Below are 16315 nucleotides of genomic sequence, written 5' to 3'. Positions count from 1 at the left end.
CAGGCTAGTGAGCGGGCACCAGGGACTTTCGCAGGGGACCGCCGCCCGGGTCGGCCGTCTCGAGCACCTCGACCTCGTCGCCGACGCGGATCACCGCGCCGGGCGTGTCGGGGACCAGGTTGACGCCGAACCAGGTCTTGCCGTCGAAGCGCCGGATGCGGGCCAGGGAGGCCAGCGGTTCCCTGCCGCGCTCACCGGTCTCGGGGTCGACGGTGGTGAGCACGCAGCGGGCGCACCCCTTGACCAGCCGGAAGGTGGCGCCGTCGGCACCGCCGATGCGCAGCACCCGCCAGTCGTCCTCGGCCCAGGGCGCGGCGCCGGCGACCACGACGTTGGGGCGGAACCGCGTCATCGGCAACGGCTCGTGGGCGCCCTCGGAGCGGGCGAGCACCTCGTCGTTGAGCGCCGCGAGCGACTCCTCGGTGGCGAGCAGCAGCGGGAAGCCGTCGGCCAGCGAGACCCGGTCGGCCGGGTCGCCGAACCCGCCCGGCGACGACGCGCTCGTGGGACGGCGGGCCGGGTCGTCGAGGTGCACGAGGCGTACGTCGGCCCCCAGCGCGTCGCTGAACCACGCGTCGGCCTCGGGCCCCGCCGCAGCCGCGGTGAAGGAAGACTTGAACACCGTGACCGGTACCTGGTTCACCGGATCGGGCTCCGGGACCACGAGCGGCCCGGACGCTCCGGGGGCGGTGACGCGGAGCCCTTCGTCAGTGATCTCGGGGTGGACCAGCACCAGCCGGTTGACCTCACGGGCCGTCACGGCCTTGCCGGCGGCGTCGACGAGCATCCAGCGCCGGTCGCCGGCCAGTCCCTGCGACTCGACCGTGGCCTCGTCCAGTGACTCACCGCGGCACGACTTCACCGGGTAGCGGGCGATCCGGGTCAGCGACAGGGGCACGTGCCCACCGTAGTTGCCGCGACGGCCCGCACGGCGGCTATCGCCGGCCGGCCGTCGGGGCGGCGACCTCACCGGCGGCGACGGTCATCCCGAGCGGCCGGTAGCCGGGCCGGGTGAGGCCGACGGCGACGTCGAGCCGGTGCCCGGCGTCGTCGGGCGTCACGACGTACGTCGGACCGGTCGCGGTGTCGATCGGCTCGCCGTCCCGCAGCCACCGGTGGGCGACCTGCACGTCCGACGGCGTGGACCCGCCGCCGACGACGCGCAGCTCCTGCCCCACCGCGGGGGCGCCCTCGACGCCGATCGGGACGCGGACCACGATGTCGCCCGCGTCGGCCCGACCGGCCCGGACGCGCACGGTCCGGGGCTCGTACCCGGCGCGGAAGGCGGTCACCTCGGCCACCAGCCGGCGTCCGGCCGCCTCCGGACCGAGACGCAACGTCCTGCCGGATGCGCCTCGGACCACCCGGTCGTCGAGGCGCCACCGCACGCGGGTGCGCTCGGTCCTCGGCGACGTGCGCTGCGGGTCGACGCGCACCTCGTGGCCGACCTGCGGCCGACCGGCGAGTCGCGCCGACCGCGCCACCTGCAGGACGCCGCGAGCCACCGGGGCCGTGCCACGGGTGGTGACGGCGACCGGTGCGTAGCCGCTGCTGCGCACGGTGACGCGTACCCGGATCCGGTCGCGGAGCTGCCGCGCCGTCGGGGTGTACGCCGCCCTGGTCGCGCCGCGCACGGGCCGGCCGCCTGCCAGCCACTGGTAGCTCGCGCCCACCCGGCGGTCCCAGCGTCCCGCGGTGACCCGGAGGGTGCGGCCGACCTGCGGCCGGCCCCCGACGACCGGACGGGCGCGCATCCGCAGCCGGGCGTCGTTGAAGTGGATGAAGCCGCTGGGCCAGCCGCTGCCGCGGCTCACGCGGCTCCACTGGAAGTCGCCGCCGTAGAGGTCCTCCGAGACGACGATGACGTGGGGTGAGACCACCCGCTCGACGTAGGCGACGTGACCCTGGGGGCCTCGGCCACCGGCGCCGCCGTCCCACCAGGCCACGGAGCCGACCCGCGGCACCTGGTCGGTGATCCGGGCCATCTCGTGGCCCCACCGGTTGGCGTCGCCCTCGCCGGTCCACGGTCGGGTGTTGGGCATGCCGCCGCGCACCATCCGGTAGGCGGCGTAGCCCGTGCAGTTGTGGCCGGGCGTCATGCCCCACCAGGTCGACTGCGACCGCTGTGCGAAGCCGTGGTGGGAGTGGCCGCCGCCGGCGCACGACGCGTAGCCGGTGCACAACCGTTCTGCCGCCCGGGCCGGGCCCGGAGCGACCAGGCCGAGGAGGAACAGGACCGTCGCGACGGTGACGGCGGTGCGGCGGGGTCCCAGGGTCACCGACCCCAGTCAACCGCGACCCGAGCCGGTCCGTCGCCGAACGCCCGAACCGGATCCCGGTCGCGACGACCCGGGTCCCGGTCGTCCTGACCGGGAGCCCGGTCAGGACGGCCCGGCGTCACCCCAGCCGGGCCACCCGCCGCGCCGCGCGGCGGCGGACGTCGGGCAGGTCGGCGTACAGGCGTGCGCCGGGGCAGGCGGTCTCGTTGGTGTCGCGGTGCCCGTCGATGGCCGGCAGGGTGACCTTGCGGCCCCGCGGGTAGCGGTCCGAGCCGTGCGACCAGACGCGCACCCGTCCGGTGGGGCGCCGGTCGTACGTGTGCAGCTTCCAGGCGGCGAGGCGGGCCAGTGCACCGATGACGCGACGGCTGGGGCTGGTGGTCTCGAAGCTGCCGATGACCGCGACGCCGGTGGAGGTGCTGTTGAAGCCGAGGGTGTGCGCCCCCTGCACCGCCTTCCGGGCGCCGCCCGCGCGCCCTACCCAGGTCCGGCCGAAGCGGTCGACGAGGAAGTTGTAGCCGATGTCGGACCAGCCCAGGTTGGCCGTGTGGTAGCGGTAGATGCCACGCAGCAGGCCGGGCACGTCGGCGACGGCGTAGCTGTTGCTGTTGACCGTGTGGTGCACGTGCACCTGCTGGATGGTGCGGTTGTACGACGGGCGCCCGTCGCGCCACGACGGGTCGGCGCCCCACGAGGCGCGGCTGCGCAGCCGCGGCTTGAGCCGCTCGGGCCGGGCGCGCCCGGACCGGTCGGCCTGCCGTGACGGACGGCCGGTGGCGTCCGGAGCGAGCAGGACCAGCGTCAGGGCGTCGGGCCGGGGTCCCGCGACGTCGACGCGCACCGCGTCGGCCGCACCGACCCAGGCCAGGTCGGTGCCGGTGACGGCGCCCTCGTCGGGTCCGTCGCGCAGCACCTCCAGGGCACGCCAGCCCGACCAGGTGCCGTCGCTGCGGGTCCGGATCCGGACCTCGCGCGGCGCGCCGCGCCAGGTCACGGCGACCATCGCGAACCGGTCCGACTCCACGGTCTGCGTCGAGGCACCGAGCCGTACGTCGGCCGCCCGCAGCCCGCGGCCGGCACCCGTCAACCGGGCGGCCGGCCCGGGGTCCCGGTCCTGCTGGGCGGACGGGGAGCGAGGCGGCGCGGCGGGTGCGCCGGGCGCCGCGGGCGCGAGCAGACCCGCGCCGACGACGACCACGACCAGCGCGGCCACCCGGCGTCCCCATGACGTGTGCGTGAGCGGCATCGCACCGATCATGCGTCACATCAGTCACAGGAGCAACAACGCGGCGCGCCAGCCCGCGGCCTAGCTGAAGTCGAGCTCACCCGTCCGGGAGCGCTTGAGCTCGTAGAAGTAGGGCACCTTGGCGACCGCGACGCAGCCGTCCCACAGCTGGCCGGCCTCCTCGCCGCGCGGGATCTTCGAGAGCACCGGTCCGAAGAACGCCGCGCCCTCGATCGCGATGGTCGGCGTGCCGACGTCGTCGCCGACCTGGTCCATGCCGCGGTGGTGGCTCTCGGCGACGGCCGCGTCGTACGACGCGTCGTCCATCGCCTCGACCAGCTCCGGCTCGAGCCCGGCCTCGGCGAGCGCCTCGACGACGAGGGCGCGCCCGGCGTCGTCCTGCTCGTGCAGCGCGCGGCCCTCGAGGTGGATCCGGTTGCCGAGCGCGGTGTACAGCGGGAGCAGCACGTCCTTGCCGTGCTTCTGCTCGGCCGCGATGCACACCCGTACCGGACCCCAGGCCGGCGCGAGGATGGTGCGGTACTCGTCCGGGAGGTCCCGGTCCTGGTTGAGGTAGCCCAGGCTCATCACGTTCCAGGTCACCCTGATGTCGCGCACCTGCTCGACCTCGAGGATCCACCGCGAGGTGATCCAGGCGAACGGGCAGAGCGGGTCGAACCAGAAGTCGGCATTGGTGGTGGAGGTCATACCCCGATCCAACACCGCAGCCGCGCAGCCATTCCCGTGGCTCGCCCTCGACCCACAGCCCGACCCACAGCCCGACCCGCAGCCCGACCCGCAGCCCGACCTACCTCTTGACGGTGACCTGGGCCGTGGTCCGGCCCTTCTCGACGACGCCGTCACCGGCGTAGAGGACGACGACCGTCCGCTTGCCGGGGGTCAGTCCGGTGAGCACCAGCTCGGCGACACCGTCGACGACGGTGCCGCGCACGACGGTGTCGCGCACCCGCGCCCAGATGGTGCCGGTGGCGGCGGGGGCGCCGGGAGCGGTGACGCGCACCCGGGCGACGGCGCCGCGCTTGCGGCCCGCCGCGCGCAGCGAGACCGTCGACGGCGTGGTCACCACCCCGTAGTCGGCCGTGCGGGCCAGCCCCTGGTAGCGGTCGCGGGACACGGTCGCCCGCACGGTGATCCGGCGTCCGACGTCACCGTCGCCGAGCGCGTACGACGTCCCGGTCACCCCGGGCACCGCCACCCCGTCGCGGAACCACTGGTAGGTCGCCGTCGCGTTGGCGGGGGTCCAGGTGCCGGGCGTGAAGACGAGCTCGGAGCCGTGCCGGGCCGCGCCGGAGGCGCGGAACGGTGCGGTCAGCTCGATCGTGTCGACGACGACCGGCCCGACGGCGGTGGACGCGTTGGCGACCTGGGCGTAGCCGCGGCTGCGGGCGACCGCCACGACGGAGATCCGCTTGCCGAGGAGGTCGCGGGTCAGGGTGAACCTCGGCCCGGTGAACCCGCGCATCCAGACCCCGTCGGCGCGCCAGCGGTAGACCACCGAGTCGGGGGCGGGCGCCCACTCCCCCGGCGTGGCGGTGAGCACCTGGCCCACCTCGGGGAAGCCCGAGAGCACGGGCTTGGCGACCCGCGCGAGCGCGCCGGCCGTCACCTTCGCCGTCGGCAACGACGTCGCGACGCCCGGGGCGTAGCCCTTCCGGGTGCCGGTGTCGCGCAGGGTGATCGCCTTGCCCACCGTGCTCGGCGTCGGGTCGTACGTCGTGGCGGTGGCGCCGGCGATCGGGACGCCGTCGGCCAGCCACTGCAGCGCGTGCCCCTCGACGGCCGGGGAGAACTGGCCCCGCACGCCGCTCAGGGTCTCGCCGACCCGGGGCACGCCGTACACCTTGGGCGCCCGGGCCGGGGCGATCGTCTTCTGGTCGACGAAGTGGATGAAGCCGGTCGGCCAGCCGGAGCCGTCCTTGTAGATCGTGCGCCAGTGGAAGTCGCCGGACCAGGAGTCCTCGGAGATGACGATCTCGGTCGGGGAGACGACCTTCTCGACGTAGGCGACGTGGCCGCTGGACCCGGCGCCGGAGACGCCGCGGTTCCACCACGCGACCGCGCCCACGGCCGGCCGGTCGTCGGTGAGCCGCGCCATCGCGAAGCCCCAGTTGTAGGCCATGCCCGACCCGGTCCACGGGCGCTCGGTCGACATGCCGCGCTGGATCATCCGGTAGGCGACGTAGTTGGTGCAGTTGTGGCCGGCGTACATCCGCCAGTACATCTGGTTGCTCCGCGAGCCGTAGCCCGCGTGGCTGTAGCCGGCGTTGGCGCAGCCGGTGTAGCCCGAGCACAGGTAGCGCGAGGACGCCGCCGACGGTGGGGTCGAGGACGGCAGCGCCACGAGGGCGGTGACCACCAGGAGGGGCGCGAGCAGCCGGGCGAGGACCCGGTGGCGCAGGCGTCGGACGGGGCGGGGAGCAGGAGGCACGGGGACCACTGTCAAGCACATCCGTAGCGTTTCGCAACAGAAAGCCCATAATTCACTCCAGCCCCACAATCAAGCACCGTGAATTACCGGCGTGTCGTTCACCGCTCCACGGGGTGAGGTCGGGCCCGGCGCCTCGGGGAAGCCGGCGACCGGGTGTCAAGATGGCCGGCATGCCTGGAACCAACCTGACCCGGGACGAGGCCGCCACCCGCGCCGCCCTCCTCGACGTCGCGTCGTACGCCATCGACCTGGACCTCACGACCGCGACCGACGCCACCGCCGGCACCTTCGGCTCCACGACGACGCTGACCTTCGGCTGCCGTGAGCCCGGGGCCTCGACGTTCGCCGACCTCGTCGGCGCCACGATCCACGAGATCACCCTCAACGGCGTCCCGCTCGACCCCGCGTCGTACGCCGACAGCCGGATCCCGCTGCCCGACCTGCAGGCCGACAACGTGCTCGTCGTCCGCGCCGACTGCACCTACTCCAACACCGGCGAGGGCCTGCACCGCTTCGTCGACCCCGCCGACGACCGCGTCTACCTCTACTCCCAGTTCGAGGTCCCCGACGCCCGACGGGTCTTCACCACCTTCGAGCAGCCCGACCTCAAGGGCGAGTTCACCTTCCGCGTCACCGCGCCCGACCACTGGGTGGTCGTGTCCAACGCCCCGACGCCCGAGCCGGAGGCCGCCGGCGACGGCACCGCCGTCTGGTCCTTCCCGCCGACCAAGCGGATGTCGACCTACGTCACGGCCGTCGTCGCCGGGGAGTACCACGGCGTCTTCGACACCTATAAGGGCCCGTACGGCGAGATCCCGCTCGGCCACTACTGCCGCCAGTCGCTGGTCGAGCACCTCGACCGCGAGGAGCTGGTCAAGCTGACCCGGCAGAGCTTCGCGTTCTTCGAGGAGAAGTTCGCGATGGCCTACCCGTTCGAGAAGTACGACCAGCTCTACGTGCCGGAGTACAACATGGGCGCGATGGAGAACGCCGGGTGCGTGACCCTGCGCGACGAGTACCTCCCGCGCTCGCGCCAGCCGCGGTCGTTCTACGAGTTCCGGTGCTCGGTGATCACCCACGAGATGGCACACATGTGGTTCGGCGACCTGGTGACCATGAAGTGGTGGGACGACCTCTGGCTCAACGAGTCCTTCGCCGAGTGGGCCTGCTACTGGTGCGAGGCCGAGGCCACCGAGTTCGACGACGCCTGGACCGGCTTCGCCAACGCCCGCAAGCAGACCGGCTACCGCGCCGACCAGCTGCCGAGCACCCACCCGATCGCGGCCGACAACCACGACCTCGAGGCGGTCGAGGTCAACTTCGACATGATCACCTACGCCAAGGGCGCCTCGGTGCTCAAGCAGCTGGTGGCCTGGGTCGGCCTGGAGCCGTTCGTGGCCGGGCTGCGGCAGTACTTCACCGACCACGCCTTCGGCAACACCGAGTTCTCCGACCTGCTCACCGCCCTGGAGCGCTCCTCGGGCCGCGAGCTCTCGAGCTGGGCCGAGGAGTGGCTGCAGACCGCGGGCGTCAACACGCTGGCCCCCGAGTTCGAGCTCGACGGCGACGGCGCCTACAGCCGCCTCGTCGTCCGGCAGTCGGCCCACCCCGACCACCCCACGCTGCGCCGGCACCGCCTCGGCATCGGCCTGTACGACGAGGTCGACGGGCGTCTCGTGCGCCGCGACTACATCGAGGTCGACGTCGAGGGCGAGACCACCGAGATCAAGGAGGCCGTCGGCCAGCGGCAGCCCGACCTGCTCCTCCTCAACGACGGCGACCTGGCCTATGCCAAGATCCGCCTCGACGAGCGGTCGCTCACCACCGTCACCACCGGGCTCTCCCGGCTCGACGACTCCCTGGCCCGTGCCCTGGTCTGGGGCGCCGCCTGGGACATGACCCGTGACGCCGAGCTGCCCGCCCGCGACTTCGTCGCCCTCGTGCTCGCCAACATCGGCGCCGAGACCGACGCCTGGGGGGTGACCCGGATCCCGACGTACGCCGCGCTCGCGGTCGGCTCCTACTCCGCGCCCGACCACCGCGACGCCCTGCGCCACACGTGGGAGCGCGGCCTGCGCCGCCTGCTCGACGAGGCGGCCCCCGGCAGCGACCAGCAGCTCACCTTCGCCCGGTCCTACGCCTCGGCCGCCCGCAGCGACGAGGCGCTCGCCGATCTCGAGGCGCTGCTCGACGGCAGCCAGGTCGTCGACGGCCTCGGCGTCGACACCGACCTGCGCTGGGTCCTGCTCACCGCCCTCGCCGCCCGCGGCCGCGCCGACGACGCCCGGGTCGACGCCGAGCTCGCCGAGGACAACACCATCTCCGGCCAGGAGCACGCCGCCGCCGCCCGGGCCGCGATGCCGACGGCCGAGGCCAAGGAGCGCGCCTGGCACCAGGCGGTGCTCGACCCCTCCACGCCCAACGAGACCGCGCGCAGCGTCGTCTGCGCGTTCAACGTCTCCGGCCAGGACGACGTGCTGGCGCCGTACGTCGAGAAGTACCTCGACGAGGTCGAGCACGTCTGGGAGCGCCTCGGGGCCCACAAGGCCTCGGTGGCGCTGGAGTTCATCTTCCCCAAGGTCCTGGCCTCCCAGGACCTGCTCGACCGGGTCGACGCCTACCTGGAGACCTCGACCGCCAACGCGGGTGCCCTGCGCTACGTGCGCGAGGGCCGCGACGAGGTCGCCCGGGCCCTGGCGGCGCAGGCCTGCGACGCCGCGGCCGGCTGATCCCGCCGGGACCCGGGGCGAACCCGCAAGGAAAAAAGGGTGGTGGTGGCCTCCGAGAAGGGTCTGCTCCGCTCGGGACCCGCGCCGACCTGGCGGGGAGGGTGGTTCGGCGCGGTCCTAGGAGACGTGCAGGGTGTTCTGCGGGCGCGCCTGCTCGGCGAGGTACTGGATGCCGCGCCGCAGGCCGCCGACGAGGTCGCCGTCGCGGAACAGCGCGACCATCGAGGCGACCCCGAGCTCGACGCGGGTGTCGTCGAGGTGACGGCGTACGACGGCGCCGGTGACGACCTCGACGACCCGCGCGGTCGGGTCGACCATGATCAGGATGCTGCGGTCGGGGGCGACGAGGGAGCGGTGCAGGCCGACCGCGAAGGCCCGCGGGTCACCCTGGGCCGTGCCGACGAAGACCGAGAACTCCGAGCGGCACAGCTGCTCGGACTTGCGGATCGTCACGTCGAGCGACGCCCGGTCGGCGGCGCTGAGGTACTCACCAGCGGGCACTGGCCCCACCGTCCGCGGTCGTGACGTCGTCGGCGTGGGACGAGGAGGGCGAGGCCGCGAGCTCGCCGGCGCTCCGGCGTCCGCCGAGCCACTGGTCCTCGGGGCCGGTGGCGCCGGGGGCGACCCGCTCGCCGCGCACCAGGCCCGGGAGGTAGACGGCCAGGCCGATGAGGAGGAAGAGCAGCAGCGGGATGCCGACCAGCACGCCGAGCACGAAGAGCGTGTCGACCTCCTGGGTGTCGGGCCAGCCCTCGGGCACCTCGGCCGAGGCCGGCCCGGCCAGCAGGACGCTGCCGACAGCGACGGCTCCGGCCAGGACGAGGGCGCGGCCCACGGTGTGCTTGATCACGGTCCCAGTCACGGGGAGAGACTATCGCCGTCCGTCGGGTCGAACGACGACGGCGTACCTGTTATGCATGCACCCATGCCTGTCGCCGCCCTGACCCCGACAGATCCCGACTCCCCCACCGACTCCCCCACCGACGCCCCGACCGACACCTCCACCGACTCCCCGCTCGACTCGGTCACCGACTCGATGAGCGACCCGTGCGAGCCCGGGGAGACCATCTGCAACGCGGTCTTCGACCTCAGCGACAACCACACCCTGGCCGGCTACGCCGACGTCCTGATCGGCAAGCCCGTGGTGCTGCTCGGCCTGTTCGCGCTGGCCGTCGCCATGCGGTGGGTCGCCCACAAGGCCATCGACCGCGTGGTCAACCGGGCCGCCAAGGGCGTGCTGCCCGACCGGGTCAACCTGATCGCCTCCGAGCGCCGCCGCCAGCGCGCGCAGGCCATGGGCAGCCTGTTCAAGAGCATCGTGACCGGCCTCATCGTCGCCGTGATCGGCACGATGATGCTCAGCGAGATCGGCGTCGACATCGCCCCGATCATCGCCAGCGCCGGCATCGTCGGCATCGCGCTCGGCTTCGGTGCCCAGTCGCTGGTCAAGGACTTCCTCTCCGGCGTCTTCATGATCATCGAGGACCAGTACGGCGTCGGCGACGTCGTCGACCTCGGCGAGGCCACCGGCGTCGTCGAGGCGGTGACGCTGCGGGTCACCCGGCTCCGCGACGTCAACGGCACCGTCTGGTACGTGCCCAACGGGCAGGTCGTCCGGGTCGGCAACCAGAGCCAGAACTGGGCCCGCACCGTGCTCGACGTCGCCGTCGCCTACTCCGAGGACCTCGGCCGCGTCCGCCGCGTGCTCGGCGAGGTCGCCCGCGACGTCTGGGAGGACGAGGACTTCAAGGGCCGCGTGCTGGAGGAGCCGGAGATCTGGGGCGTCGAGGCACTGGCCATCGACGGCATCACCGTGCGGGTGGTGCTCAAGACCACCCCCGGCGAGCAGTGGGCCGTCGCCCGCGAGCTGCGGCAGCGGATCAAGGCCCGCTTCGACCACGAGGGCATCGAGATCCCGCTCCCGCAGCGCGTCGTGTGGCACCGCCACGAGAACGCGCCCGACGGTCAGCAGGCGGTCGGCGCCGGTGACGCGGCCACCGCCGAGGCCGAGGGTCGCGAGTAGCCCTCCGACCGGTCGTGGCGGCGCGGTCGGCACAATGGAGGGACCATGGCTGAGACGACGTTCTACGACGAGGTCGGCGGGTTCGAGACCTTCCGGGCGATCGTCCACCGCTTCTACGAGGGCGTGGCCACCGACGAGGTGCTCCGGCCGATGTACGAGGACGACCTCGCCCCCGCCGAGGAGCGGTTCCTGCTCTTCCTGGTGCAGTACTGGGGCGGGCCGACCACCTACTCCGACACCCGCGGCCACCCGCGCCTGCGGATGCGCCACGCGCCGTTCGCGGTCGGCCAGGAGGCCAAGGAGCACTGGCTGCGGCACTTCCGCGACGCGCTCGACTCGGTCGACCTGACGCCCGAGCAGGACCAGAAGTTCTGGGACTACGTCACCCACGCCGCCCAGTTCATGGTCAACACCTTCGACTCCTGAGGTCCGCGCCGCGGTCCTGACATGCTCGTGCCATGTCGATCGATGACCTCGTCCGGTTCGTCCAGGAGCGCGACCGCGACCGGTTCGCGCTGTTCGCCCAGCAGGGCGAGGAACCCACCCTCGAGGACGTCGAGGCGTTCGAGGCGCGGGTCGGCTTCCGGCTGCCCGACGACGTCCGGACGTTGTTGTGCCACCCGCTCGGCGGCCTGTACGTCGAGGCGGTCGAGGAGCTGTGGCCCCGGCCCGCCCCGCTCGAGGTCGGCCCGTTCTGGTCGTTCTGCTACGCCGTCCAGGCCTACTCGCTCTCCCCGGGGGCACCCGACTTCCTCGACCTGCGACAGGCGTACGACGCCCTCGTCGCCGGCGGCGCCGCCGGGCTCGTGCCGGTGATCAAGGTGGTCGGCGACCCGGACCCCTACTGCGTCGACGCCGACGGGCGGCTGGTGGTCTGGCGACACGACGCGCCCGACGAGCCGGAGCCGGTCGAGATGGACCTGTACGGAGCCCTCCTGCACGAGATCGCCGAGCTGGACGCCCGGATCGACCGCAAGGTCGCCCTGCGCGGCGACTGAGCGCCGCCGATGACGTGGACCCGGATCCCGGTCGTCGCGGCCCGGATCCCGGTCGTCGCGACCCGGATCCCGGTCGTCGTGACCCGGATCCCGGTCAACCCGGGAGTCGGTCGAGGAGCTCTCGCAGCTCCGGGCCGGGCTCGGTGGAGCGACCGGTCTCGGGGTCCCAGAAGACCAGCGTGACCCGCGACCGGGCCAGCGTCTCGGTGCCGTCGGCGACGTCGGCCTCCACGGTCATCGAGCGCGTGCCGACCCGCGCGATCCGCGACCACACGTCGTACGGCTCGGGACGCAGCAGGATCGGGCGCAGGTAGTCGACGTCGGTCTGGGCGACCACGACCTGCGGCATCGTCAGCCCTGACCCCCGGGTGAGGTCGGCCATCATCCGGATCCGTGCCTCCTGGAGGTACTCGAAGTACAGCACGTTGTTGACGTGGCGGTAGACGTCGACGTCGGAGAAGCGCACGTGGAGGTCGAAGTGGTGCGCGTGCGCCGGGTCGACCGGCGTGATCCGGGCCGTCGGCGGCGCCAGGGCCGGCTCGACGTACGGCGCGAGCGCGGCCTTCTCCTCGGCCGCGAGCCGCCGGGGGCGCTCGTCGGCGAACACGTACGGCGTCAGCAGCGTCGTGGCACGCAGGTAGACCTGCCGTCCGCCCTCGACGTCGGGGTCGTCGTGGAAGACCTCGTAGGCCAGCGTGAACGACGCCGCGCGGACCTCGGTGACCCAGCACTCGATGCTCACGGGCCGGAACCGCAGGGCGAGGGGTGCGAGGTAGGTGACCTCGTGGCGGACCACCACGACGCCGACCTCGAGGTCGTCGTGCGCGGGCCGACCCAGCCCGATCGCCCGCACCATGTCGGCGCGGGCCTCCTGCAGGTAGTCGACGTAGGTGACGTTGTTGACGTGGCCCAGCAGGTCGAGGTCGGCCCAGCGCATCGGGCAGCGGTAGAGGTGGCGCACTCGAGGATCCTGGCAGGGATCGGGCGATAGCGTCGGCGGGTGCCCGACGCAGCGTTCGCCCACCCGCGGCTGGCTCCGCTGTACGACGTCCTCGACGACGACCGCAGCGACCTCGACGTGTACGAGGCGCTCGTCGCCGAGCTCGGCGCGCGCACGGTGCTCGACGTCGGGTGCGGCACCGGGTCGCTCGCGGTGCGGCTGGCCGCGTCGGGGCACACCATGGTCGGGGTCGACCCGGCCGCGGCGTCGCTCGACGTCGCCCGGGTCAAGCCCGGGGCCGACCGGGTGACGTGGGTGCACGGCGACGCGACCACGTTGCCGCCGGCGATCCGCGGAACCGTCGACCTGGCGGTAATGACCGGCAACGTCGCCCAGGTCTTCCTCACCGACCGCGACTGGCTGACGACGCTCAGCGGCGTACGACGCGCGCTGCGGCCCGGCGGCCACCTCGTCCTGGAGACCCGGGACCCCTCGCGGCGCGCCTGGGAGTCCTGGACCGACGACGCGCCACACGTGGTGGACGTGCCCGTCGTCGGTCGCGTCGCGACGCGGATGACCGTGACGCAGGTGCGCTTGCCGCTCGTGTCCTTCCGGTCGACGACCGAGTTCCTGGACAGCGCGACCGCGGACGACGTGCTGGTCTCCGAGTCGACGTTGCGGTTCCACGAGCAGGCCGAGATCGAGGCGTCACTGGGGCACGCGGGCTACGACGTGCTCGACGTCCGCGAGGCACCCGACCGCCCCGGACTGGAGCTGGTCTTCGTGGCGACGGTCACACCGGCACCCCCCGACGCCGCGGCCGACGGGTCCTAGTGTGGCGGGAGACCACCTGCTCGTCCGCACGTCCCCGCACCTCACCGCACTCACCCGCAGAGAACCGGAGCCACCCGCATGCCCGAAGCAGTCATCGTCTCCGCCACCCGGTCGCCGATCGGTCGCGCCAACAAGGGATCGCTCAAGGACCTGCGTCCCGACGACCTGACGGCCACCATCGTCAAGACCGCGCTGGACAAGATCCCCGAGCTCGACCCGCACACGGTCGACGACCTCTACCTCGGGTGCGGCCTGCCTGGCGGTGAGTCCGGCAACAACATGGGCCGCGTCGTCAACGTGCTCAACGGCATGGACGACGTCCCCGGCGCGACGGTCACCCGCTACTGCGCCTCCTCGGTGCAGACCACGCGGATGGGCTTCCACGCGATCAAGGCCGGTGAGGCCGACGTCATCATCTCCGCCGGCGTCGAGATGGTCTCCCGCTTCGCCAAGGGCACCTCCGACCACTGGCCCGACACCAAGAACCCGCTGTTCGCCGACGGCGAGGCGCGCACGGCGTCGTACGCCGAGGGCGGGCAGGACTGGCACGACCCGCGCGAGGACGGCCTGCTTCCCGACGTCTACATCGCGATGGGCCAGACCGCGGAGAACGTCGCGCGGATGCGCGGCCTGTCGCGCCAGGAGCTCGACGAGTTCGGCGTCCGGTCGCAGAACCTCGCCGAGAAGGCCATCGAGTCCGGCTTCTGGGCGCGCGAGATCACCCCGGTCACCACGCCCGACGGCACGGTGGTCAGCCAGGACGACGGCCCGCGCGCCGGCGTCACCATCGAGGCGGCGTCACAGCTCAAGCCGGTCTTCCGCCCCGACGGTGTCGTGACCGCCGGCAACTGCTGCCCGCTCAACGACGGCGCCGCCGCCGTGGTGCTGATGTCGGACACCAAGGCAGCCGAGCTGGGGCTCAAGCCGCTCGCCCGGATCGTGTCGACCGGCGTCAGCGGCCTGTCGCCGGAGATCATGGGGCTGGGTCCGGTCGAGGCCACCCGGCGTGCCCTCAAGAACGCCGGCATGAGCATCGGCGACATCGACCTGGTCGAGATCAACGAGGCGTTCGCGGCGCAGGTCGTGCCGTCCTACCAGGACCTCGGCATCGACCTCGACCGGCTCAACGTCAACGGCGGCGCCATCGCGGTGGGGCACCCGTTCGGCATGACGGGCGCCCGCCTGCAGAACACGATGCTCAACTCGCTCGACTGGCACGACAAGACCACCGGCCTGATCACGATGTGCGTCGGTGGCGGGCAGGGCATGGCCCTGATCATCGAGCGGGTCTGATCACCACCAGGCCCTGACGCCCGACCGCGGACCCTGGCTCCGCCAGGGTCCGCGGCGGTTCGTCCACGGGTGTCGCGGACGGGTCAGAGGCCGAGCCCCAGCTGGCCGAGGATGCGGTTGAGCAGGCGGGTCAGCCGGCCCAAGAGACCGCCGAGGCCGCCGTCGAGCAGCCCGGTGACCGCGCACAGCAGGTTGCCGAGCAGGTTGCCGGCGCCGGTGCGGGCGACGATGTCGAGCACGACCCGGTTGAGGTTGACCACCAGCCCGAGGAGGTCGAGGTTGAGCGGGCCGAGGTCGAGGTGCAGGACGTCGCAGGTGGCCGGCTGGGCCGCCGCGGCGCGGCTGGCCGCCACCGGGGTGCCCTTGATCGAGCGCACCCGCAGGCTGCGCACGACGGCGAACGTGCGGGTCGTGCCGTTGGCCTGATGCACCACGCCGTTGACCAGGCCGCGGACCCGGACCTTGCCGTCGCGCTTGACGAAGCGCAGCGGCACGAAGTGACCGGTGACGCGACGACCGTTGGCTGTCGTCCCGGCGATCCGGGAGGTCATGGTCCCCTTCGGGCCCTTGGCGACGGTCCGTTCGGCGACCGTGGGGGACGCGGACGCGGCGCTGCTGGACGCAGACCCCGTCATCAGGCCCAAGGAGAGGGCGAGGGTCATCGCGACGAACATCGCGACGGCGCGGGCAGGGTGAAGTAGCTGAGCGAGACGGTTCATTGTGGGGGGTTTCCTTCAGGTGTGGAAAGCCGTCCCCATCCGACTCGCGGCGGAAGCCGCTCCTCGAACGTAGGACGGCCCCGGCGGCACGTCCTCCACCCCTAGGGGCCATTGCGGTCCTGCTCGGCCGGGCGCTGCGCGTCCTAGAGTGGGCCCGGTGGCCGACCGTTTCCCGACCCGTCCCGAGCCTCGCTGGCTCGACCAGGACCAGCAGGTGGCGTGGCGCGCGCTCGTGCTCGGCTCGACGCTGCTCTTCGACCGGCTCGATGACGACCTGCGCCGGCGCCACGGGATCTCGCTGGTCGAGTACGAGATCCTGGTCCGTCTCTCCGAGCGCGAGGGGCGGATGCGGATGGCCCAGCTGGCCGAGTCGCTCGCCCACAGCCGGAGCCGGGTCACCCACACCATCAAGCGGATGGAGGACGCCAAGCTGGTCGTGCGCGAGCTCTCCCAGGACGACCGGCGCGGCGTGATCGCCGTGATCACCGACCGCGGCCAGCTCCTGCTCGAGAACGTCGCCCCGACCCACGTCGAGGGCGTCCGCGACCACCTCGTCGACCTCGCTGACCCCGACGACTTCGCGGCCCTGGGCCGGGTGATGAACGCCGTCGCCGACCACCTCATCGCCGGCCACCCCGACCGCGAGATGCGCTGACGCAGGCGCGCGAGGCACGAGCGCGCGGCGTGGGCGTCAGCGGGTCGAGCAAGCGCGCGGGTGGCCTGCGAAACCCGCGACCGCGCGTCGAGACCACCTGGCCCGGGTGCCGCGAGGAACGAGCGAGATCCACCGAAACTAGTCATTTCGGGCCTGTCGGGCCCGGTTCCG

General features: G+C 73.0%; 16 protein-coding genes. 7 read left to right on the top strand and 9 right to left on the bottom strand.

What is annotated here, in order from left to right:
* Positions 1 to 4: 4 nt before the first annotated feature.
* The 5 genes from AC4MBH_RS11135 to AC4MBH_RS11115 all read right to left on the bottom strand — a co-directional run bounded on the left by AC4MBH_RS11135 (position 5) and on the right by AC4MBH_RS11115 (position 5953).
* The gene (locus tag AC4MBH_RS11135) at positions 5 to 898 is read right to left on the bottom strand and encodes an MOSC domain-containing protein (RefSeq protein WP_491794936.1); all 894 of its coding nucleotides are present in this window, start codon (positions 896 to 898) and stop codon (positions 5 to 7) included.
* Positions 899 to 935: 37 nt separating this feature from the next.
* On the bottom strand, positions 936 to 2279 hold the full coding sequence (locus tag AC4MBH_RS11130) for a CHAP domain-containing protein (RefSeq protein WP_491794935.1): 1344 nt from the start codon (positions 2277 to 2279) through the stop codon (positions 936 to 938).
* Between the two features lie 118 nt (positions 2280 to 2397).
* The gene (locus tag AC4MBH_RS11125; protein ID WP_491794934.1) at positions 2398 to 3525 is read right to left on the bottom strand and encodes an N-acetylmuramoyl-L-alanine amidase; all 1128 of its coding nucleotides are present in this window, start codon (positions 3523 to 3525) and stop codon (positions 2398 to 2400) included.
* Between the two features lie 60 nt (positions 3526 to 3585).
* Entirely contained in the window at positions 3586 to 4212 is a 627-nt protein-coding gene (locus tag AC4MBH_RS11120) for a mycothiol-dependent nitroreductase Rv2466c family protein (protein ID WP_491794933.1), read from the bottom strand.
* A gap of 100 nt (positions 4213 to 4312) precedes the next feature.
* On the bottom strand, positions 4313 to 5953 hold the full coding sequence (locus AC4MBH_RS11115) for a CHAP domain-containing protein (RefSeq protein WP_491794931.1): 1641 nt from the start codon (positions 5951 to 5953) through the stop codon (positions 4313 to 4315).
* 170 nt (positions 5954 to 6123) lie between these two features.
* On the opposite strand from AC4MBH_RS11115, the gene pepN reads away from it, so the two are divergent.
* Positions 6124 to 8682, top strand: coding sequence for an aminopeptidase N (gene pepN / locus AC4MBH_RS11110; RefSeq protein WP_491794930.1), 2559 nt, complete (start codon positions 6124 to 6126; stop codon positions 8680 to 8682).
* Between the two features lie 117 nt (positions 8683 to 8799).
* Here pepN and AC4MBH_RS11105 read toward each other — a convergent pair whose 3' ends face one another.
* Positions 8800 to 9183: a DUF5130 family protein gene (locus AC4MBH_RS11105; protein WP_491794929.1), complete on the bottom strand. Its 384-nt coding sequence runs from the start codon at positions 9181 to 9183 to the stop codon at positions 8800 to 8802.
* Positions 9170 to 9544, bottom strand: coding sequence for a hypothetical protein (locus tag AC4MBH_RS11100; protein WP_491794928.1), 375 nt, complete (start codon positions 9542 to 9544; stop codon positions 9170 to 9172). Before AC4MBH_RS11100 ends, AC4MBH_RS11105 begins: the two co-directional genes overlap by 14 nt.
* Before the next feature lie 63 nt (positions 9545 to 9607).
* Here AC4MBH_RS11100 and AC4MBH_RS11095 point away from each other — a divergent pair, with 63 nt between their 5' ends.
* Genes AC4MBH_RS11095 through AC4MBH_RS11085 form a run of 3 tightly spaced genes read left to right on the top strand, consistent with a single transcriptional unit; the run spans position 9608 to position 11703 of the window.
* Positions 9608 to 10705 (top strand): mechanosensitive ion channel family protein, encoded by a 1098-nt coding sequence (locus AC4MBH_RS11095; RefSeq protein ID WP_491794927.1) that lies wholly within the window; start codon positions 9608 to 9610, stop codon positions 10703 to 10705.
* A gap of 45 nt (positions 10706 to 10750) precedes the next feature.
* Complete coding sequence (locus AC4MBH_RS11090) at positions 10751 to 11131, top strand: globin (protein WP_491794926.1); 381 nt, start codon at positions 10751 to 10753, stop codon at positions 11129 to 11131.
* A gap of 32 nt (positions 11132 to 11163) precedes the next feature.
* On the top strand, positions 11164 to 11703 hold the full coding sequence (locus tag AC4MBH_RS11085; protein WP_491794925.1) for a hypothetical protein: 540 nt from the start codon (positions 11164 to 11166) through the stop codon (positions 11701 to 11703).
* Between the two features lie 94 nt (positions 11704 to 11797).
* Here the strand turns inward: AC4MBH_RS11085 and AC4MBH_RS11080 are convergent, their stop codons facing one another.
* Positions 11798 to 12664 (bottom strand): acyl-CoA thioesterase, encoded by an 867-nt coding sequence (locus AC4MBH_RS11080; RefSeq protein WP_491794924.1) that lies wholly within the window; start codon positions 12662 to 12664, stop codon positions 11798 to 11800.
* Positions 12665 to 12703: 39 nt separating this feature from the next.
* On the opposite strand from AC4MBH_RS11080, the gene AC4MBH_RS11075 reads away from it, so the two are divergent.
* Both AC4MBH_RS11075 and AC4MBH_RS11070 read left to right on the top strand, forming a co-directional pair.
* Entirely contained in the window at positions 12704 to 13477 is a 774-nt protein-coding gene (locus AC4MBH_RS11075) for a class I SAM-dependent methyltransferase (RefSeq protein ID WP_491794923.1), read from the top strand.
* Positions 13478 to 13555: 78 nt separating this feature from the next.
* The gene (locus AC4MBH_RS11070) at positions 13556 to 14770 is read left to right on the top strand and encodes an acetyl-CoA C-acetyltransferase (protein ID WP_491794922.1); all 1215 of its coding nucleotides are present in this window, start codon (positions 13556 to 13558) and stop codon (positions 14768 to 14770) included.
* Between the two features lie 83 nt (positions 14771 to 14853).
* Here the strand turns inward: AC4MBH_RS11070 and AC4MBH_RS11065 are convergent, their stop codons facing one another.
* Positions 14854 to 15321 carry a hypothetical protein gene (locus AC4MBH_RS11065; protein WP_491794921.1) on the bottom strand — a complete coding sequence of 156 codons (468 nt, stop codon included), beginning with the start codon at positions 15319 to 15321 and terminating at the stop codon, positions 14854 to 14856.
* A 325-nt stretch (positions 15322 to 15646) separates the two neighbouring features.
* On the opposite strand from AC4MBH_RS11065, the gene AC4MBH_RS11060 reads away from it, so the two are divergent.
* Positions 15647 to 16144, top strand: a complete 498-nt coding sequence (locus tag AC4MBH_RS11060) for a MarR family winged helix-turn-helix transcriptional regulator (RefSeq protein WP_491794920.1) — start codon at positions 15647 to 15649, stop codon at positions 16142 to 16144.
* The last annotated feature ends 171 nt before the right edge of the window (positions 16145 to 16315 follow it).

This window comes from Nocardioides sp. WJ219, assembly GCF_058559815.1.
This window is presented reverse-complemented; position numbering and strand designations above follow the sequence as displayed.